Genomic DNA, 18,195 nt, shown 5'->3' on the forward strand with positions numbered 1-18,195 from the left:
ACGATGCGCATGCGGTTCTTGAGATACCCAGTTTGGTGCGGTACGGGTATCCTGCTAGAGGTATTTATATACCAGTCAGAGTTAATATGGAATATACCCTAAGGTATTATGGTGTAATTACTATATGGTGATGCATGGCTGAATCCCTACCCTCGTTGCGTGGTCTGCTGCAGGCGGACCCATTGCCGATGATGCTGGTCGCGGCGCAGGGCTTGCCGCTGTTTCGTAACGCGGCGCTGAGCCGGTTGGCTGACGACGCCAGCGGCCTGGATGCCTGGCTGCCACCGAATCATCTGTCGCTGGTTAACTCGGCGCTGCAACAGCGGCGAGCCATCGAAGATGTGCATACCTGCTGCGGGGAGCGCCATTTGTTGTGGAGTTATATTCCGCTGGTCGAGACCGAACAGGTCTGGGTGCGTGGCCGGGATGCAACGCAGTGGCTGCAGCATCAGGAGCAGGCGACTGTAGCGCGCCGTCTGTATCATTTGATTATTGAAAACACCACAGACCTGATCTCTCGGCATCGTCCGGACGGTCGCTTCATTGATGCTTCTCCGGCCTCCTGGACCTTGCTGGGGGTCTGGCCTGAGCAACTGCGCGGGCAGTTGCTTGATAGCCTCTTTCATCCGCAGGAGCGCGAGCAGTTGATCGCTCGTTTTCGTAATGCCCTGGAACAGGATGGCTATCTCACCTATACCTATCGCATCCGCCATCGTGATGGCCACTACCTGTGGTTCGAGACCGCCAGCCGGGCGATTCGTGAAACCTACACCGGTGAAGTAGTCGAGGTCGTGAGCGTATCGCGAGACATCACCGAGCGGCTGCAAAGTGAAGAGCAGAACCGCCGACTGCAGGATGAACTGGCGCATGCTGCGCGCCTGGCGACGCTGGGCGAGTTGGCTTCAGGTATTGCCCACGAGATCAATCAGCCGCTGGCAGCCGTACTCAACTATGCGGGCGCCAGTCAGCGCTATTTGGCGCAACTTGAGAGTGACACACCAGAGGCGATCAAGATTGGCCAGGGCCTGGAACGCATTCAGCAGCACGCAGAACACGCCGCAGCGGTGATCCGGCGTTTGCGTGATTTTTTGCGTAAGGGGCAGCGACGTTTACAGCAGGTTAACGCCGGTCAGTTGGCCGCTCAGGCCGTTGGCTTGTGCGCTTGGGAGGCGGGGCAGTATCAGGTGCGTATCATTGAACAGATAGCCGATGAACTGCCGGACCTCAACGTCGACCCGATTCTGCTGCAGCAGGTCTTGTTGAACCTGCTACGCAACGCTATTGATGCCAATCGAGAGAGTCATGGGGAGCGTGGCTCAGAGGTCCTTTTGCGTATCTCGTTGCATGGGCAGCAGGTTTGTATCGAAGTGATTGATCAGGGGCCCGGTGTCTCTGCCGAGGCCCGCGAGCGCTTATTTGTGCCTTTCTACACCAGTAAGGAAGATGGCTTGGGCTTGGGGCTATCAATGAGTCAGGGTATCGTAGAGGGCTTTGGCGGCAGTCTGGAAGCCTTGCCTGCCGATACCGGCGGCCTCTGCCTGCAGTGCCTGCTTCCCGCCGGATAAATTGATTTCGTTAACAGGGACAATCGATGTCTGAGTACGCGCAACAACGGGTTTACGTCGTCGACGATGATCAGGGCATGCTGGACTCTACGGTCTGGCTGTTCGAGTCGATCGGTTTGCAGGCGCAGCCTTTTACCAGCGGTCAGGCGTTTCTGGATGCCTGCGACGCTGCCGCGCCAGCCTGTGTGCTGCTTGATGTGCGCATGCCGGGCATGGGGGGGTTGGCGGTACAGGAAGCCATGCGTGAACGGGGTATTGAACTGCCGGTGATTTTCGTTAGCGCCCATGCCGACGTCCCTATCGTGGTACGCGCTTTTCGGGGTGGTGCGGTGGACTTCATCGAGAAGCCCTACAACGAGCAATTGCTGCTCGATAGTGTGCAGCGAGCGCTCAGTCAGCGGCGGGTTTTTATTCATCCGCAGATACCTGCAGTACAGGCTCGCTTTGAGTCGCTGACGCCGCGCGAGAGCGATATCCTGCTACCGCTGGTTCAGGGCTTCAACAATCGAGAAATAGCCGAGCAGTTGGGTATCAGTGTGAAAACAGTGGATCTCTATCGCTCCCGCGTGATGAAGCGCATGCAGGCGGACAGTTTGCCGGCGTTGGTCGGCATGGTGATTGGATTAGGGTTAATTGATCCCTTCACGCAGCGCCTGATTTAGGCGTGCTGGCGGAGAGCGCGCATCACACTCAAGCATCAAGGTCATGGAAGAGGGTGGTGCTTATGGTGTGAATGGGTACTAATTTTCAGGCATAAAAAAACCGCTGAAGGGGTTAACCATTCAACGGTTTTTAACTTGGTTGCGGGGGCAGGATTTGAACCTACGACCTTCGGGTTATGAGCCCGACGAGCTACCAGACTGCTCCACCCCGCGTCTGTGGTGGCCATTCTACGCATAGAACATTTTCTGTCAAGCAATTGATGGGAAAAGATTTTTTATTGGGGTCTTGGCTTGATTTGCGTAGCAGGGCAGTGCGAATAATTGATGCCATAATGACATCTCTGCGCGTTTGTCTTACTCTTCGTCTCAGGCATGGGCGTTGTCTCATGCCTGAGATAAAAAATAAAAAACGGTTCAAGCCGCATAGCTACGGAAGGTACAAAAGCCAGTGGAAACCAGGAACGACATCTATCACTTGTCAGCTTGGCGCGGAGAGTTCACCCATCCTGAAATCGAGCGCGGTTACCGCCAACATAACCAACTGACTTTTGCGCGCCATTTGCGTCGGTGCTTGGTTGTTTGGCTGGTGCTATTGCTGCTATTCGGTCTGCTGGACTATCCGGCGCTGGGCGTCAGCACCGAGTTCGCGATAGTTGCCGGTTTGCGATTGGCGACTGCGGTATTGCTTCTGGCTTTATTCTTTCAGTTGAAAAGCAAACCTGAATTGGCAACCGAGGGCTACGCGGTCACTGCTATTGAGGTCTTTGGCTTTGTACTCTTCTTCTTTCTCTACTTCATTCGCCACGACATCGTCAGCTGGATTATCGGCGTGGTAGCGATGCTGATCATTAGCCTGTACGTATTTGTGTCAAACAGGGTTTACCTATCTACTCTGGCTGCCTGTTTTGGTATTGCCGGTATGCTTTATTCTGTCTGGCTGAATGGTTTCGGTGCTCCTGAGCTGATCGGCTTACTATTCATGCTGTCTTTGCCTACGGTGGTTGGCTTTTTTACCGCGCTGCGCCTGCAGACAGTGCAGCGTCAGCAGTATGCCCTGTTCAAGCAGGTCAGCTCGATCAATCGCAATCTGCAGAATGAGATTAAGCAGCGTGAAGCCTTGGAAGCAGAGCTTAAGCGACAAGCCACCACTGATCCGTTAACCGGATTGCTCAATCGCCGTCAGTACGAAATGCTCTTTAATCGAGAGCGCGAGCGTTGCACTCGGCAGGAAAAGCATATTTCCCTTTGTGTGGCAGACCTGGATTATTTCAAGCGCATTAATGATACCTACGGGCATGACGTCGGCGATCTGGCGTTGCGTCATGTCGCCGACCTGTTCAACCGCACGTTACGGCAGTCTGATGTGCTGGGGCGCTATGGTGGTGAGGAGTTTGTCTTGATTCTGCCCGATACCGATCTCGATCAGGCGGCAGATGTGGTTAATCGGCTGCGAGAGGCGCTGCAGGCAAGCACACTGAAAATACCGTCAGGCGAGATCAGGTTGACCGCGACTTTCGGACTTGCCCAGGTTGCCGGCGCTGAAAAAAACATTGATAGCGTGATAAAGCGTGCTGACCGAGCCTTGTATGATGGCAAGGCTGCTGGCCGCAATCGGGTAATGACGGCCTGATCGGTTACACTGGCAGCCAATCAGTTATGGCCTGACCCGGTTCCCGCGTGCGCAAAATTATTCATGTAGATTGCGATTGTTTTTACGCAGCCATCGAGATGCGCGATGACCCGCGTCTGCGTGGCCGACCGTTGGCGGTGGGCGGCGATCCGGGTAAGCGTGGCGTCATATCCACCTGCAATTACGAGGCAAGAGCCTTCGGTGTGCACTCAGCGATGGCATCGGCTTATGCTAAACGGCTGTGTCCGGATCTGTTGATCGTGCCTGGCCGCATGTCGGTCTACCGGGAAGCCTCTGCCGCGATTCAAGCGATCTTTACTGACTACACCGACTTGATTCAGCCATTGTCACTGGATGAGGCTTATCTGGACGTTACCGAGAGCCAGGCATGTCGGGGCAGCGCCACGTTGATCGCCCGCGAGATTCGGCAGCGAGTGCAGGCGAGCCAGGGTATTACCGTGTCTGCCGGTGTTGCGCCCAACAAGTTTCTCGCCAAGATTGCCAGTGATTGGAATAAACCGGATGGGCTCAAGGTAATTCTGCCTGATGAGGTTGAAGCCTTTGTGCATCAGCTCCCGGTCACCAAGCTGCACGGTGTTGGCAAGGTGATGGCCGAGCGGTTGAAACGCGTGGGTGTGGATGTCTGCAGTGAGTTGTTACCCTGGCGCAAGCAGGACCTGGTGCGTGAATTTGGCAGCTTCGGCGAACGCCTGTGGCAGCTGGCGCGGGGCATCGACGACCGCCCGGTAGTGGTGGAAAGCAAGCGCCAGTCTGTCAGTGTCGAGCATACCTATGAGCACGACCTGCCGGACCTGGACGCCTGTCAGGCGGCACTACCGCCGCTGCTGGACAAGCTGGCCGAACGCCTCGGCCGACTGGATAGCGTTTACCGGGTTAGCAAGCCCTTTATCAAGCTGAAATTCCACGACTTTACCCAGACTACTCTGGAGCAGGCAGGCGCCCCGATAACGCCAGAAGGCTACGCCGAGCTTTGTGCTCAGGCGTATGCCCGCGGTGGTCGTGCGGTTAGATTGATTGGCGTTGGCGTGCGGCTGGATAACGCGCACTCGCCCATGGGCGAGCAGTTGGCGTTGTTCTAGCAGGCGCTTTCACCCTTGATCATGGGGTGCCGTATCTATTAGCCGATGGTGCAGCGTTAGTGGCTTTGTTGTTTGCGGGCGCAGGCGGGGCAGAGGTGGTTGTCACCTTGTGGCTGCCAGCCCAGCTCGGCGATGCGAGCGACTGCTTTTTGGGTGCGCGCGGGCAGGTCATCGCGCTCGGCGGCGAGAAACTCGAAGGCTTGCTCGCGCGCGCACTGGTCACAGGTGATGGACCAGCCCAAGACCGCTTGTCCGCGCAGATCGGGCCCCTTGGCAGTCGCCGTCCACTGTCCCGCCGGATTGATCAGATAGCGGACCTTGTCGACGGTCAGGCGTAGCGGCAAATCACGACTACCCTTTACCGTGCAGATGAGCATGTCAGTGGGCTGAATACCGCCACCCTGGCCCGTCACCTGATAGAGCCCGGCGCCCAGAGTGCGGCACTCAATCAGAGTATGTGAAGGGTTCAGTGCGGTGCGTCTAAAGTCGTGTTCAGCCATGTTCAGGTCCGGATCGGTAAAAGCGGGCATGATAACACCAGTGTGGGGCGGCATATCACGCGGATCACTGATGGTCGGCCTATGGGCTCCGGGTGACTATGATACCGGAGTTGAATTGTCATCCATTGAGACACAAGAGGATATTCCATGAGCGTCAAGCAACTGTTCGATATGACCGGCAAGGTCGCACTGATCACCGGCGGCACCAAGGGCCTGGGCCTGCAGATGGCAGAAGCCTTTGGCGAACAGGGAGCCAAGGTGTTCATCAGCGCGCGCAACGCAGCAGAAATCGAAGCCGTCGTGGCAGATTTGAAAAAGCAGGGTATTGAAGCGGCGGGTGTAGCCTGCGATATGGGTAACCTGGAAACCAAGCCCGTTCAGACGCTGGTCGACGCCTGTGAAGCTGCCTTCGGCACTGTAGACGTGCTGGTCAATAATGCCGGTACCACTTGGGGTCAGCCTGCGGAAGACCACAGCTATGAAGGTTGGCAGAAGGTGATGACCCTGAATGTTGACGTTTGCTTCCTGGTCGCTCAAGAAGTGGCACGCCGCTTCATGATTCCGCGCCAGTCCGGCAAGATCATCAACATCGCATCGATTGCCGGCTTCAAAGGTAACCGCGCCAACTCGGGTATTCATACCGTCGCCTATAACACCAGTAAGGCGGCAGCAATCAACCTGACGCGCGCATTGGCCGGTGAATGGGGTCAGTACAACATCAACGTGAATGCCATCTGCCCCGGTTACTTCCCAACCAAGCTGGCTAAAGGTCTGGAAAAAGTGACCGAGTTGATCAAGCAAGGTACGCCGTTAGGCCGTATCGGTGGTGAGGAAGACATCAAGGGCGCAGCGGTATTTCTGGCCAGCGAGGCGTCACGCCACGTAAGCGGTCAGGCATTGGCAGTCGATGGGGGTAATTCGGCAGTCTGACGCTGTTGGGGCGGTGCAATGCCGCCCCTCACTCGGCCTAGTTCAGGCCCTTGGTCAGCTCGCCAGCGGCCTGCTTTACCTGCTCTTGATGATCCCGTTCCAGTGTTTCCATCAGGCGTGAATGCAGCTTGCGTTCAGCGGCGCTCAGCTGTTTCCAGCCAGTATGGGTGGGGATGTGGGCGGTCTGATCGTAGATCTCGGTAAAGATGGTTACGTCCAGATCACTGCGCCGCGGACCAGCGTAATTATCCAGCAGCACCTTGATCCGGATCGACCCTTCAATCAAGGGCACCTGGCCGTTCAGCAGGCTTTGGCCGATGAACTGAATGTCCTCCGCCAGGCGCTTGTCACGCCCATCCTGTTGCTGCTGTTGTTCGGCGCGCGTGCGCCAGACCCGACGCCATAACGTCAGGGCATAGCCTGCCAGGGCAATAATGATCAGGAGGCCTGCGAGTAGTAACCAGTGTTGCATTTGCATAGGGATCAAAAACTCAGTTGCGAGGGTTCCAGCGTCCCTTCTTCTTTCAGGTTGATATTGGGGGCGAGAAAGAAGCCGGTGCTGATATGTCCTTCTATACGGTAGGTGACCGCTTGTTGCTTGTCGACCAGTTTGACCAGATCAGAAAGGTGACGCCACAGGTTGGATCGGACCTCCAGATCGAAGGTTTCCGAGCCATAGGCCGGTACGTCAAACGCGTTGTTGCTGACGCCGGTCGCCAGGCGCATATCGTTTAAATAGACCTGATACTGCATTCCGCGAATGGGCAGTGCCTTGCTGTTGGGGTTATCGACTCGCAGCTTTAGCCGAAAGGACTGCTCCCACAGGTTGGATTTGAGCATTTCTACATTGGCCAGACTGACATCCGGTTTGCTGTACGACGGCGTGAGCATGGCGCAGCCGTGCAATAGCAAGCAGGATATCAGCACCATCATTCCCAGTACGCGCGACTTCATTGTCTCCCTCCGCAGTCTGTTCAGGCCGACTTATAAGTGGAGTTGTCGATCAGCCTGGGTCGGACCATACTAACCCTAATTGACGTACAGGGAGTGACAAGATGGCCCGTTTTGAGATTGTTTTTCAAGGGCAGGTGCAGTCTGGCGTGCCTGTAGAAGAGGCGCGAGCGCGTATCGGTCAGCTGTTTCAGGTCGCTGGCGAGCAACTGGATACGCTGTTTTCCGGTCGCCGGATTGTTATCAAACAAGGCCTGGATGAGGCGGCAGCGGCCAAGTATCGCGCGGCCATTGAGCGCGCCGGTGCGGTCTGTAATGTAGAGCCTATGACGCCTGCTGAGCCAGATTCGGCTCCAGCACCAGAACCAGCTCCGGCGCCTGCTGCTCCGCCGGTAAGTCAGCCTACGCCCGTGCCACAGCCTGGCACCGCCAGCGATAACCACGGCAAGCGTCTGGCGCCGCGGGATGAGTATATGGCGGCCTTTGTTGATGTCGAGGCCCCGGATTTTGATATCGCCCCGCTCGGCGCTGATATGCAGGATGACTACGATGAAACGGCGGCGCTGCCAATTGATCTGAGTGCGCTTAGTCTGGCGCCCACTGGTAGCGATCTGGGTGAGCTCAAGCGAGAGTTGCCAGCGGTATCGCCGGATATCAGTTACCTGAAGTTACAGGATGATTAACCCGTGGTCCCGTCAGGCCGCAGCTCGTGAGGGCGACGGCCTGGTAGCAGGCTCGGCTAGAGCATGCAGCATTGTTTGAATTTGCGCCCTGAGCCGCAGGGGCAAGGTTCATTGCGGCCAGCTTTAACACTATGATTGGGATCGATGAAGTACCAGCGCTCGCCAATCTGCTTGAAGTCAGAACATTCGCGGTGGCCATGCACGCTCTCATCCGGATCTGCCCAGCGCGCCGTGAACGTGACCTGGGCGCGGTTGCTGCCAGCACCGCCAGTCACTTGTTCAACCTCTAGTCCTAGCCATCTGCTTTGCTCGCTCCAGCTGCGCATCTGTTCTACTTCCAGCTGGGTCTGTTGGGCGGGGAGAGTCGTCGTCACCAGATAATCAATCAGTCCCAGGGTGTAGGCGCAATAGCGCGACCGCATCAGAAGCTCTGCATTGCCAGCTGGCGCGCCGGCGTGACAGGGTTGACAGCATTGGCCATAGACTTTGCCGCTGCCACAGGGGCAGTTGTCAGCGCTGTTGATCGTTGCCACTGTGCTCATGCTTACCACCAATATTTATCGAACATCTCGGGATTGGCCCAGTATTTATTGTTGAGCCAGTCCGGAACCTGTTTGTAATCGGCCAGATCGTAGGTATAGAGCGCCAGCGTGCGTTCATCCGTGCTGCCAGCCTGGGTAAAGCTGGCATGGCGTTGTAGCGCCAGGGCAAAAAAATCATTTTCTTGCCAGTGTGCACTTTGCGTCAGATCAACCAATACCGCCAGACGGCTGGCTGAAAGGTTGCGCAGCCCTGCCAGTAACTCAACGCCGTTACGCTGCGGAATATGTTCCAGCAAGTCAGCAATGATCGCCAGATCATAGCGCTGGTTGGCCAGCTCCACCGGTAAGGGCGTCTGATCACTGGTAATCAGTTGCGTGTCGGGGTGGTCGGCGCAAAACGCCTCGACGGCGGGCACCCGCGTTTGGCTGACGCAGAGCAGCCGGGCAGGCTGGTAATGCTGCAAAATGCTGAGCAAGGTGGCGTTCGGAGTGGCCGTCATGGCGTTCCTCAATGGGAAAATAAAATGGTCGGCTGACCCTAGAGTCTCGCGCCGGTCGATGCAAGCTTGTTGGCAGTCGGTTGCCGGCCGGTTCAATGTTATCATCGCGGGCTAGCCCGGAGCCCGCATGCTGAACGATGAACTCAAAGGCCAGATTCAAACGGCCTATCGCACCTTTCTCGAAAACAAATCCCTCAAGCCACGCTATGGTCAGCGGGTGATGATTGCCGAGGTCGCCAAGCTATTTGGCGGCGTTAAGCTGGATGACGACGGCCATCGCGACGGCGACCCGGCGGTGGCGGCGATCGAGGCGGGCACCGGTACCGGCAAAACCGTCGCCTATTGCCTGGCGGGCATTCCCATTGCCAAGCATTTGGGTAAACCGCTGGTAATTTCCACGGCGACGGTGGCGCTGCAGGAACAGATTGTACTCAAGGATCTACCCGATATTCAGCGTAATGCCGGCCTGCAGTTTGGTTTCTCGCTGGCCAAGGGCCGTGGGCGCTACGTTTGCCTGTCCAAGCTCGATAACTTGTTGCGGGAAAACCAGTCGGCGGCGGATCAGCAGCAAATCTTTGCTGACGAGGGCTTTAACCTCGATGTGGATGAAGCCGGGCTCAAGCTCTACACCCGCATGGTGGAGGCGCTGGGCGGCAACAAATGGGACGGCGAGCGCGACTCCTGGCCTGAGGCGTTGGAGGATCAGGACTGGTCACGACTGACCACCGACCACATTCAGTGCAGCAACCGCCGCTGCGGCCACTTCCAGCAGTGCGTGTTTTACAAGGCGCGTGAAGGGGTGCAGAAAGTCGATGTCATTGTTACCAACCACGATCTGGTATTGGCTGACCTCGCGCTTGGCGGCGGTGCCATTTTGCCGGACCCGCGTGACTGCCTGTACATCTTTGATGAAGCACATCACTTGCCCGACAAGGCTATTTCGCACTTTGCCCATAATACCCGCCTGCACGCCACAGCAGATTGGCTGGAGCAACTGGACAAGAATCTGAGCAAGCTGCTTGCCCAGCACCCGCTGCCCGGTGAGTTGGGTCGCCTGATTGAAAAAGTACCGTTGGAGGCGCGCGAGTTAAAGCCGCACCAGCAGTTTATGCAGCAGGCGATGGGCGATGTAGCCGACTTCTCCAGCGCCGAAGACTTGCGCGGCAATATTCGCCCGCAGCATCGTTTTGAGCACGGCATAGTGCCGCAAGAACTGGTGGACATGGGGCTGGAGCTCAAAGCCGGCTTTGGTCGCATCACCGATTTGCTACAGCGCTTGGTGGATATGCTGAAAGAGGCGATGGATGGTGAGGCAACCATAGGGGTGTCCGAATCCCAGGCGGAAGAGTGGTACCCGCTGTTTGGTGTGCTGCTGGCGCGCTCCGAGGCCAACTGGACGCTCTGGACGCAATTCTGCCTGCAGGACCCGGAGGGCAAGCCGCCTACCGCGCGCTGGCTGACCCTGACCGAAAATAACGATATAGAAGTGCATGTCAGCCCGATTCTGGCGGCCGAGACCCTGCGCATGTATCTCTGGCACAGCGCCTTTGCTGCACTGGCTACCTCGGCAACCCTGACCGCGCTGGGCAAGTTCGATCGCTTTAGTCAGCGTGCGGGCCTGCCCAGGAGCGCGGTTTGTACCATGGCGCCAAGTCCGTTCAAGCATGGCGAGGCGGGTGTGCTGAGAGTACCCAACTATGGTGCCGATCCGCGCGACAGCGCCGGGCATAGCGCCTCGATTATCGAGCATCTGCCGGATATTCTGGCTGAGGAACGCGGCAGTCTGGTGCTCTATTCTTCGCGCAAGCAGATGCTCGAAGTCTATGCGGGTTTGCCCGCGGCCTTCCGCGAACGCATCCTGGTACAGGGCGACCTATCCAAGCAGGAGCTGATTCGCCAGCACCGCAAGAGAGTAGACGAGGGCAAGCCGAGTGTGATCTTCGGTCTGGCCAGTTTTGCCGAGGGCGTCGATTTGCCCGGCAAGTACTGCGAGCATGTGGTGATCGCCAAGATCCCCTTCGCGGTCCCGGATGACCCGGTTGAGGCAGCACTGGCTGAATGGATCGAGAAAAACGGCGGTAATCCCTTTATGGAGATTGCTGTGCCGGACGCCAGCTTGCGTCTGATTCAGGCCTGTGGTCGATTGCTGCGCACCGAACAGGACAGCGGCACTATCACGGTCCTGGACCGCAGGTTGGTGACTCAGCGTTACGGTAAAGCGATTCTCAAGGCGCTGCCGCCGTTCCGTCAGGAAATTGATTGAGCGGCAGCCCGGGCCTGGCGTCATCAGTTGCATCGATAATGCTGTGGTTTGGCGCCTTATGGTCGCTGCATTTGTTGACGCAAGCAGCTTAAATGGCAGCACAACAAGACACCGACTGAGGAAAGACATCCATGGGTAATGTTCAGGGTTATTTTGATCCGCGCTTCGAGCGAGTGCGCGAACTCTTCGCCGAGCAGCAGCAGGACGAGCAGGCGCGCGGCGCGGCGCTCTGTGTAACCGTGGGTGGCGATACCGTGCTGGATCTCTGGCAGGGCGTAATGGATAAGGAAAACCAGCAGGTCTGGGAGCAGGACACACTGGTTAATGTGTTCTCCTGCACCAAGCCCTTGGGCGCCGTGGCGCTGCTGCAACAGGTGGCTGCTGGCCGGATCGAGCTGGACGCACCGATTGCCGAGGTATGGCCGGAATTCGCCCAGGCTGGCAAGCAGGGTATCAGCCTGCGCCAGTTGTTGAGTCACCGCTCTGGGCTATCGGCCGTAGCCAAAACATTGCCACCGGAAGCACTGTTTGACTGGACTGCCATGAGCACCGCCTTGGCTGAGCAGGCGCCCTGGTGGGAACCCGGCGCAGCGCACGGTTACGCGCCGGTAACCTACGCCTGGTTATTGGGTGAGCCGCTGCGTCGGCTGACCGATCAGCGCGCCGGCAGCTACATTCAACAGCATATCTGCCAACCGCTGGGTATGGATTTTCATGTTGGCGTGCCGGATCAGGATTTACCGCGTATTGCGCACGTGTCACGTCTGCGCAATCAATATGGCGATGAGGGTGCGCGGGCGTTATTTGCTGCCATGGGCGAACCGGAGGGCCTGACCGCCAAGGCGTTCGGCAATCCGTCCAGCATGATGACCAGCACTAACAAGCGCGAGTGGCAGCAGGCGGAAATTCTGTCGGCTAACGGCACAGGCAATGCCCGCTCCCTGGCGCGTTTCTGGCAGTTGCTGGCGCACGGCGGCAAGTTGGATGGTGTCAGCTTGCTGGATGCTGAGTTGGTTGCGCTGATGCAGCAGGAGCACAGCAAGGGCCAGGATCGTACGTTGCTGTGCCCCACCCGTTTCGGCTTGGGTGTGATGCTGGAGCAGGATACCCCCGGTGGTGGTTTCGGTATGGGGCCGCGCGCCTTTGGGCACCCGGGTGCTGGCGGCTCGCTGGGCTTTTGTGACCCGGATGCGCAGGTCGGCTTTGGTTATGTAACCAACACCATGGGGCCTTATGTGTTGATGGACCCACGCGCCTTGGCGCTAAGTAGCGCGGTAAAGGATTGTCTGCGCGAGCTTGACTGAAGGCTGCCGTAGGTCAATACCGTTAATGCGTCGCATGTTAGGCTGAGCTCCTGTTGATACATGCCATGCCGCTGAAGGAGTTGCGTTGATGAAACCCACTATTGCCGATTTGCGCCGTGATTATACCCGCGACGGGTTGACTGAATCGCAGGCGCCGAACGAGCCCTATACGCTGTTTTCTACCTGGTTTGCTCAGGCGGTAGAAATCGAGTCAACCGAGGCTAACGCCATGATGCTGGCGAGCGTCGATGCACAGGGGCAACCGCACTTGCGTACGTTATTGCTCAAGGGTTTTGACGAGCGTGGCTTTGTGTTTTTTACCAACTACCAAAGCGCCAAGGGTGAGCAGCTGGCGGCGCAGCCGTTGGCCGCCATGACCTTCTGGTGGCATGACCTTGAGCGTCAAGTGCGTATCGAGGGGCAGATCGAGCGCGTAAGCAGCGAAGAGTCTGACGTGTATTTTCACAGCCGACCTGCAGGTAGCCGTCTGGGCGCCTGGGCCTCGCCGCAAAGTCAGGTGATCGCCGGACGTGAGGTGCTTGAGGATCGTTTGCAAGCGCTTGAGGTGCAATACGCGGAGGAGCAGCCGCCACGGCCGCCGCATTGGGGTGGTTATCGCCTGGTACCCAGTTTGATCGAGTTCTGGCAGGGGCGTTCCAGTCGCCTGCATGATCGCCTGCGCTATCGCCTTGAGTCAGGTCAATGGGTGCGTGAGCGCCTGGCGCCCTGAGCTGTCGCCTGTTCAATTGGCTTGCCGCCATTCTCCACTGGCTTTAGGCTGGGCCAATAAGCCAGTAGAGGAGGCGATATGGGCAGGCGAGTCTTTCAGCAGAAAGTAGTCGTAATTACCGGTGGCTGCGCCGGCATTGGCCGTGCGCTGGCACTGCGCTTTGCCCAGGCTGGCGCCCACATCGCCATTCTCGATATCCAGGATGAAGCCCTGGTTGCCTTTCGTCAGCAGCTGCACGATAAGCTCAACGCTGACGTCATGGCATTGCACTGTGATGTGTCGGATGACCAGCAATGCGCGGAGGCGATCAGTCAGGTGGTCGAGCGTTTTGGCGGCATAGATCTGCTGATCAATAACGCTGGCATAACCCACCGCAGTGCCTTTGCCGATACCGATATCGCGGTGTTTCAGCGCATCATGGCAGTGAACTATTTCGGCGCCGTGAATTGCACGCGACATGCCTTGCCCAGTCTGTTGGCGCGGGGTGGGCAGGTAATCGGGTTGAGTTCGCTATCTGCCTTCGCACCCTTGCTTAACCGTGGCGCTTACAATGCCAGCAAACATGCGCTACACGGTCTGTTTGAAACCCTGCGCATGGAAGTGCGCAGTCAGGGTGTCAACGTCATGCTGGTGACGCCTGGTTTTACAGCGACCGATATTCGCAAGAACGCGCTGGTTGGCGATGGCTCGATCAATCAAGCCGCTACCAATTTGAGCTTCAAGGTTGCGGCACCTGCTGATGTGGCAGATGCCATCTATCTGGGCGCGTGCAAGCGCAAGCGGTTGTTGGTGTTGTCGAACGTGGATTGGCTGGCGCGGCAATGCGCCCGGTTCTTTCCGCGCTTGTTTGAGCGCTGGATGTTGCCGCGGCTCTCGGGCGTCAAGTCTTCGCCAACCAACTGACAACGCCGTTGCCCGCGCGCTTGCCGCTGGCAAAGCAGGCGGTCAATAGATAACCACCGGTGGGGGCTTCCCAGTCGAGCATCTCGCCAGCGCAGAATACCCCCGGCAGGCTCTTGAGCATCAAATCCTCAGTTAAACTTGGTTGCTGCACGCCGCCGGCGCTGCTGATCGCCTGATCCAGCGGACGGGTGTCGCGCAGCACTATGGGTACCTGTTTGATTGCTTTGGCCAGGTCTGCAGGTGTGGCTAGTTGGTCTTTACCAAAGCATTCATGCAGTAGCGCGATTTTCAGTGCATCCAGCCCGGCTTTCTTGCGTAGCAGCGACGCTAGCGACTGTCCTTTCCGGCTGTCTGATAGCGCGGTAATGAGCTGGGGCTCACTGCGGTCGGGAGCGAGATCCAGTGCTAGTGTTGCCTGGCCATGAGCTTGTAGTTGGTCGCGCAGCGGCGCTGACAGAGCATAAATCAGACTGCCTTCCAGCCCGTCATGGGTGAGGATGCATTCGCCACGCCGACTGATGAGCTGCCCGTTGGTATCGTTCATGCTGGCAACGATCGGCTTGAGTGGTTGGCCGGCGAAGCGCTCACTGAGAAACGGGCTCCAGTCGCAGATAAAGCCACTGTTGCTGGGCAATAAGTCGCGCACGCCGGCGCCTTGCTCGCGCAAAGGGCCGACCCAGCTGCCGTCAGAGCCAAGGCGGCGCCAGCTACCACCGCCGAGTGCGAGTACGCAGGCCGTTGGCGTGAGGTGAAACTCACCGTCGGCGTTTTGCAGTCGCAGTGCGCCATCTGCCGTCCAGCCGAGCCAGCGATGCCGGGTATGCAGCTGTACGCCTTTGTTGCGCAGTCGTTTGAGCCAGGCACGCAGTAGTGGCGCTGCTTTCATGTCGGTGGGGAACACTCGGCCGGAACTGCCAACAAAGGTGCTGATGCCCAGCTCATGAATCCATTGCTGCAGGTGCTCTGCGTCCAGCTCGGTGAACCAGTCGCTGGCCCAGGCTGCTGCTTCACGGTAGCGCTCGACAAAAGCGGGTTTGGGCTCGGAATGGGTAATATTCATGCCGCCGACACCCGCCAGCAGAAACTTGCGCCCAACTGATGGCATAGCGTCGAACAACTCCACCTGGTAGCCCGCATTGGCGATGGTTTCTGCCGCCATCAGGCCGGCCGGTCCACCGCCGATTACGACAACACGATTGGCGTCTGGTTGTTGCGTGGTCATGACTCTGTCCCCGGCGTTGGCTAGCGTTCTATTACACGCCGCGCAGTCTACCGCAAAGTGCGCTACAGCCCTATTGGTGGGGCGTTCGTGTACTTTGGCCAATCGCTTGCTGTTATTGTCATGCTGGCGCCTACCCGACCTCCCGCTGCTCAGCGGTGATCATGGTGCCGTTGGGCTATGCCGCCGCCGTCAGGTTGCGCACAATCAGGCTGCGACCGGTTCAGCCAACACGATAATGGCCACCGCGACCAAAACTGCCGCCGCGAATCCGCCTGCCCGCCAGCTTTGGCCGCGCCGCCATGCTGCCAGTGCGGCTTGCAATGCCTGCAAGCCGTAATAGATGACGAACATCTTGGAGGCGTAGGTGATGATCTCGTAGATATTCGCCGACCAGGTAATGACAATAGCAACCAGAGCGGTGACCAGATTGCCAAGTTTGACTGGAACACGGCGGCGGGATGATTCCGCCAGGAGCCCGCCGGCGCCATTCATATCGGCTACGGCTGCAGATAGCTGCGAGGCCAACGCGGTCACAATGAGTAACGGGGCGACCAGCATGCCTAGTGGCCGTAACAGGTCAATAATCGCCGTTTCACCCCCTTCAGACGGTAGATCGCTGTGAAAGAAATCGGTTATCAGCACCAGGAACACGAGATAAATCGCGCAGGAAATCCACTGTGCCCATCGCATGCTGCGAATTCGGGTCGCTGCGTCGTACTGGCTACCAAGATAGCGCGAGGTTTCAAAGCCTTGCACCAGAATCACCAGCCCTAGCAGTATCGCTAACTGCTGATGGTCTTGCAGGTTTGCCTTTTGTGCCCATTGGAACGAGCCGTCCACCATGGCCGCCAGATTCACCTGCGTCAGCATCGCCAGCAAGCCGCCGATCAGGGATAACTTTAACGCGACTACTATGACCTCTAAACGCTCGAGTCCAGCTAGACCGCGGAGCATGCCGAGCAGTCCAATAGTGGCTATCACCGCTGTGGCCACGATACGAGTCCATAGCGGGTCAATTATGTCACCAAGGCGCATGCCGAAAGCAGCAAACAGGTTGAGATAGTAGGTAACGGAAACAAAGTAAGCCAGTGCCAGCGCCAGCTCTGACAGACGCTCCAAGGCGGATTGGTAGCCCGGAGGGTGATCCGCCAGGCTAGGCTCAACATAGCGGATGTTATAGCGGATAGCTGCGCCGAACCAATAGCTCAATGCGCACAGTGCCAGCATCGCCAACCAGGCCCAGGGACCAACGGCGTGCGCCAGAATTGGCCCTGCGACGAGAAAGCCGGAACCAATAATCGAGGCAAGCGGCGTTACGGTAGCACGCCATCCCGGTGCTGCCATCAGGCGTGGCTGGAAGGACAGTATGGCTAGTAGTAATGCCACGCTCACTAAAATGAGGTTGTTAAGGTTGAACATTGATTAACCTGGCTTGCGTGCGCGTGCTGAGAGTGTGTTGTTTTCTCTGTTTCGGTGGGCGTGCCGCTCGGGCGGCAGGCGAGATCTGCCAAGCTGCAAGGAGGGATGCCGATCGGCCTTATTGGGCTTTTTTGTCACAGCAATTGACTTCCTCGGCAAGCGCGGTGATTGGCTGCTATCTAGTAGTGCTCTTAGCCAAGGACCGGATGTTTGAATGCGCTGCGTAGTTTACCTCAGGGCATGCTGTTGCCATATCCGGGCCGCATTGTGATGCAGAATGCCGTGACGTTTGGCCAGTGCGACGCGGTCCTGATCATAGCCCCCGCCAATCACCGCGCAGACCGGAATATCTCGGCTCAGGCAGGCGCTGATTACATGGCTGTCGCGCTGTGCGATACCGGCATCGGTCAGCGCCAGATAACCTAGCGCGTCGGCCTGATGCACGTCGACCCCAGCGTCATAGAGCACCAGGTCAGGCTCGTACAGTGGCAGTAGATAATTCAGTGCTTCATCGACGGTATTCAGATAGCCCTGATCGCCCAGTTGCCGGGGCAGGGGAATGTCCCAGTCGCTTTGCGCCTTGCGCGCCGGGAAATTGTTTTCACAGTGCAGCGATACCGTGATGGCGTCGCTATCGTGCTCCAGAATGCGTGCTGTGCCGTCGCCTTGATGCACATCGCAGTCGAAAATCAGCACGCGCTCTACCTTTCCGGCCGCGAGCAGATAGCGGCTGGTAATCGCCAGATCGTTGAAAATGCAGAACCCTGAGGCAAAGTCATGGTGAGCATGATGGGTACCACCAGCCAGATGGCAGGCTAGCCCATGTTTGAGAGCCAGCTCGGCAGTCAGCAGCGTGCCGCCGACTGCGCGCAGGGTTCGCGCTACCAGCAGCTCGCTCCAGGGTAAGCCCATACGGCGTTGGGCGGCGGTATCGAGCTGGTTGCTGCAGAAGCGCTCTACATAGTCCGGGTCATGTGCCAGTAGCAGCAGTTCCTGGGGGCAGGATTGCGGCTGGTGCAGGTTTTGTGTGTGTAGCAGGCCGCTAGCGCGCAGGTGATCGTGCAGGCGCACGAACTTATCCATGGGGAAGCGGTGTGGCGCCGGAAAGGCGAAGCTGTAGTCTGGGTGGTATACCAGCGGTAGGTCCACGCTAACTCCTTGGCAAACAGCATAAGTATGCTGGGCCTGGCGGCTGTTGAATAGTCTCACTGCCGAATCAGTCATGCCGCTGGCCTGCTAACTTGGGACAATCCGGGTTAAACTTGGCGGCAATATAAAAGGCCAGCGTGAT

Annotated in this window: 18 protein-coding genes and 1 tRNA gene; 10 read left to right on the forward strand and 9 right to left on the reverse strand. The window is 57.9% G+C overall.

Translation table 11 applies throughout. The annotated features are described in order from the left end of the window. The first annotated feature begins 134 nt into the window (after nucleotides 1-134). Nucleotides 135-1,565, forward strand: coding sequence for a sensor histidine kinase (locus tag EF096_RS05805; protein ID WP_123888675.1), 1,431 nt, complete (start codon nucleotides 135-137; stop codon nucleotides 1,563-1,565). 26 nt (nucleotides 1,566-1,591) lie between these two features. Then, nucleotides 1,592-2,227 carry a response regulator transcription factor gene (locus tag EF096_RS05810; RefSeq protein WP_123888676.1) on the forward strand — a complete coding sequence of 212 codons (636 nt, stop codon included), beginning with the start codon at nucleotides 1,592-1,594 and terminating at the stop codon, nucleotides 2,225-2,227. Between the two features lie 136 nt (nucleotides 2,228-2,363). Here the strand turns inward: EF096_RS05810 and EF096_RS05815 are convergent. Next, a tRNA-Met gene (locus EF096_RS05815) sits at nucleotides 2,364-2,440 on the reverse strand. 235 nt (nucleotides 2,441-2,675) lie between these two features. Here EF096_RS05815 and EF096_RS05820 point away from each other — a divergent pair. After that, complete coding sequence (locus EF096_RS05820; protein WP_123888677.1) at nucleotides 2,676-3,857, forward strand: GGDEF domain-containing protein; 1,182 nt, start codon at nucleotides 2,676-2,678, stop codon at nucleotides 3,855-3,857. Between the two features lie 47 nt (nucleotides 3,858-3,904). Then, nucleotides 3,905-4,957 (forward strand): DNA polymerase IV, encoded by a 1,053-nt coding sequence (gene dinB / locus EF096_RS05825; protein WP_123888678.1) that lies wholly within the window; start codon nucleotides 3,905-3,907, stop codon nucleotides 4,955-4,957. A gap of 56 nt (nucleotides 4,958-5,013) precedes the next feature. On the opposite strand, the gene EF096_RS05830 is transcribed toward dinB, so the two are convergent. Further along, the gene (locus EF096_RS05830; protein WP_123888728.1) at nucleotides 5,014-5,457 is read right to left on the reverse strand and encodes a hypothetical protein; all 444 of its coding nucleotides are present in this window, start codon (nucleotides 5,455-5,457) and stop codon (nucleotides 5,014-5,016) included. Between the two features lie 147 nt (nucleotides 5,458-5,604). On the opposite strand from EF096_RS05830, the gene EF096_RS05835 reads away from it, so the two are divergent. After that, entirely contained in the window at nucleotides 5,605-6,387 is a 783-nt protein-coding gene (locus EF096_RS05835; protein WP_123888679.1) for an SDR family oxidoreductase, read from the forward strand. A gap of 37 nt (nucleotides 6,388-6,424) precedes the next feature. Here the strand turns inward: EF096_RS05835 and EF096_RS05840 are convergent, their stop codons facing one another. Continuing rightward, a complete protein-coding gene (locus EF096_RS05840) occupies nucleotides 6,425-6,865 on the reverse strand; it encodes a DUF2489 domain-containing protein (RefSeq protein WP_123888680.1) in 441 nt (146 codons plus the stop codon). A gap of 5 nt (nucleotides 6,866-6,870) precedes the next feature. Beyond that, the gene (locus EF096_RS05845) at nucleotides 6,871-7,341 is read right to left on the reverse strand and encodes an LEA type 2 family protein (RefSeq protein ID WP_123888681.1); all 471 of its coding nucleotides are present in this window, start codon (nucleotides 7,339-7,341) and stop codon (nucleotides 6,871-6,873) included. A 101-nt stretch (nucleotides 7,342-7,442) separates the two neighbouring features. Between EF096_RS05845 and EF096_RS05850 the strand changes: the two genes are divergently transcribed. Beyond that, nucleotides 7,443-8,021 (forward strand): hypothetical protein, encoded by a 579-nt coding sequence (locus EF096_RS05850; RefSeq protein WP_123888682.1) that lies wholly within the window; start codon nucleotides 7,443-7,445, stop codon nucleotides 8,019-8,021. A 56-nt stretch (nucleotides 8,022-8,077) separates the two neighbouring features. Here EF096_RS05850 and EF096_RS05855 read toward each other — a convergent pair whose 3' ends face one another. Continuing rightward, nucleotides 8,078-8,563: a YchJ family protein gene (locus EF096_RS05855; RefSeq protein WP_123888683.1), complete on the reverse strand. Its 486-nt coding sequence runs from the start codon at nucleotides 8,561-8,563 to the stop codon at nucleotides 8,078-8,080. Nucleotides 8,564-8,565: 2 nt separating this feature from the next. Further along, nucleotides 8,566-9,063, reverse strand: a complete 498-nt coding sequence (locus tag EF096_RS05860) for a DUF6231 family protein (RefSeq protein WP_123888684.1) — start codon at nucleotides 9,061-9,063, stop codon at nucleotides 8,566-8,568. Nucleotides 9,064-9,190: 127 nt separating this feature from the next. Between EF096_RS05860 and dinG the strand changes: the two genes are divergently transcribed. The 4 genes from dinG (at nucleotide 9,191) to EF096_RS05880 (ending at nucleotide 14,263) form a co-directional block, all read left to right on the forward strand. After that, entirely contained in the window at nucleotides 9,191-11,326 is a 2,136-nt protein-coding gene (dinG, locus tag EF096_RS05865; protein ID WP_123888685.1) for an ATP-dependent DNA helicase DinG, read from the forward strand. Between the two features lie 131 nt (nucleotides 11,327-11,457). Beyond that, a complete protein-coding gene (locus EF096_RS05870) occupies nucleotides 11,458-12,630 on the forward strand; it encodes a serine hydrolase domain-containing protein (RefSeq protein ID WP_123888686.1) in 1,173 nt (390 codons plus the stop codon). A gap of 88 nt (nucleotides 12,631-12,718) precedes the next feature. Further along, nucleotides 12,719-13,360 carry a pyridoxamine 5'-phosphate oxidase gene (gene pdxH / locus EF096_RS05875; protein ID WP_123888687.1) on the forward strand — a complete coding sequence of 214 codons (642 nt, stop codon included), beginning with the start codon at nucleotides 12,719-12,721 and terminating at the stop codon, nucleotides 13,358-13,360. A gap of 78 nt (nucleotides 13,361-13,438) precedes the next feature. Next, nucleotides 13,439-14,263 (forward strand): SDR family oxidoreductase, encoded by an 825-nt coding sequence (locus tag EF096_RS05880; protein ID WP_123888688.1) that lies wholly within the window; start codon nucleotides 13,439-13,441, stop codon nucleotides 14,261-14,263. Here the strand turns inward: EF096_RS05880 and EF096_RS05885 are convergent. The 3 genes from EF096_RS05885 to EF096_RS05895 all read right to left on the reverse strand — a co-directional run bounded on the left by EF096_RS05885 (nucleotide 14,241) and on the right by EF096_RS05895 (nucleotide 18,053). Then, nucleotides 14,241-15,485 (reverse strand): TIGR03862 family flavoprotein, encoded by a 1,245-nt coding sequence (locus tag EF096_RS05885; RefSeq protein WP_123888689.1) that lies wholly within the window; start codon nucleotides 15,483-15,485, stop codon nucleotides 14,241-14,243. The genes EF096_RS05880 and EF096_RS05885 overlap by 23 nt on opposite strands. A gap of 204 nt (nucleotides 15,486-15,689) precedes the next feature. Next, nucleotides 15,690-16,904: a hypothetical protein gene (locus EF096_RS05890; protein WP_123888690.1), complete on the reverse strand. Its 1,215-nt coding sequence runs from the start codon at nucleotides 16,902-16,904 to the stop codon at nucleotides 15,690-15,692. 228 nt (nucleotides 16,905-17,132) lie between these two features. Next, the gene (locus EF096_RS05895) at nucleotides 17,133-18,053 is read right to left on the reverse strand and encodes a histone deacetylase family protein (RefSeq protein ID WP_123888691.1); all 921 of its coding nucleotides are present in this window, start codon (nucleotides 18,051-18,053) and stop codon (nucleotides 17,133-17,135) included. Nucleotides 18,054-18,195: the final 142 nt, after the last annotated feature.

This window comes from Pseudomonas neustonica, assembly GCF_003797945.1.
Classification (GTDB): Bacteria; Pseudomonadota; Gammaproteobacteria; order Pseudomonadales; family Pseudomonadaceae; genus Halopseudomonas; species Halopseudomonas neustonica.

Coding starts and splice junctions, on each gene's coding strand:
- EF096_RS05805 (WP_123888675.1), top strand. CDS start 135: ATGGCTGAATCCCTACCCTCGTTGCGTGGTCTGCTGCAGGCGGACCCA.
- EF096_RS05810 (WP_123888676.1), top strand. CDS start 1,592: ATGTCTGAGTACGCGCAACAACGGGTTTACGTCGTCGACGATGATCAG.
- EF096_RS05830 (WP_123888728.1), bottom strand. CDS start 5,457: ATGGCTGAACACGACTTTAGACGCACCGCACTGAACCCTTCACATACT.
- EF096_RS05835 (WP_123888679.1), top strand. CDS start 5,605: ATGAGCGTCAAGCAACTGTTCGATATGACCGGCAAGGTCGCACTGATC.
- EF096_RS05840 (WP_123888680.1), bottom strand. CDS start 6,865: ATGCAAATGCAACACTGGTTACTACTCGCAGGCCTCCTGATCATTATT.
- EF096_RS05845 (WP_123888681.1), bottom strand. CDS start 7,341: ATGAAGTCGCGCGTACTGGGAATGATGGTGCTGATATCCTGCTTGCTA.
- EF096_RS05850 (WP_123888682.1), top strand. CDS start 7,443: ATGGCCCGTTTTGAGATTGTTTTTCAAGGGCAGGTGCAGTCTGGCGTG.
- EF096_RS05855 (WP_123888683.1), bottom strand. CDS start 8,563: ATGAGCACAGTGGCAACGATCAACAGCGCTGACAACTGCCCCTGTGGC.
- EF096_RS05860 (WP_123888684.1), bottom strand. CDS start 9,063: ATGACGGCCACTCCGAACGCCACCTTGCTCAGCATTTTGCAGCATTAC.
- dinG (WP_123888685.1), top strand. CDS start 9,191: ATGCTGAACGATGAACTCAAAGGCCAGATTCAAACGGCCTATCGCACC.
- EF096_RS05870 (WP_123888686.1), top strand. CDS start 11,458: ATGGGTAATGTTCAGGGTTATTTTGATCCGCGCTTCGAGCGAGTGCGC.
- pdxH (WP_123888687.1), top strand. CDS start 12,719: ATGAAACCCACTATTGCCGATTTGCGCCGTGATTATACCCGCGACGGG.
- EF096_RS05880 (WP_123888688.1), top strand. CDS start 13,439: ATGGGCAGGCGAGTCTTTCAGCAGAAAGTAGTCGTAATTACCGGTGGC.
- EF096_RS05885 (WP_123888689.1), bottom strand. CDS start 15,485: ATGACCACGCAACAACCAGACGCCAATCGTGTTGTCGTAATCGGCGGT.
- EF096_RS05890 (WP_123888690.1), bottom strand. CDS start 16,904: ATGTTCAACCTTAACAACCTCATTTTAGTGAGCGTGGCATTACTACTA.